Source organism: Pauljensenia sp. UMB6358, from assembly GCF_030216865.1.
GTDB lineage: Bacteria > Actinomycetota > Actinomycetes > Actinomycetales > Actinomycetaceae > Pauljensenia > Pauljensenia turicensis_A.
This window is the reverse complement of the sequence record NZ_JASOMS010000316.1, coordinates 1-229: the sequence shown is the minus strand read 5'-3', so window position 1 is coordinate 229 and position 229 is coordinate 1. Positions and strand designations below refer to the sequence as shown.

1 protein-coding gene is annotated in these 229 nt (G+C 56.8%); it reads left to right on the top strand.

Features of this window, described 5'->3' with window-relative positions; translation table 11 throughout:
* A partial coding sequence (locus tag QP381_RS09600) for an ANTAR domain-containing response regulator (RefSeq protein ID WP_285068824.1) occupies window positions 1-229 on the top strand: 229 nt, incomplete at both ends.

The window sequence follows — 229 nt, the reverse complement described above, 5'->3', positions numbered from 1 at the left end:
AAATCGCCCTGTCCCGTCACCGTGAAATCGAGTCACTGGAAGAAGAAATCTCCGACATGTCGGAGCGTTTCGAGACGCGCAAGCGCGTTGACCGCGCCAAGGGACTCCTGATGGAAAAGATGGACATGACTGAGCCTGAGGCGTTCCGATGGATCCAGAAGACGTCCATGGATCGTCGCCTGTCCATGCGTGAGGTCGCAGACGCAGTGATCGATCAGGTGGATGACTG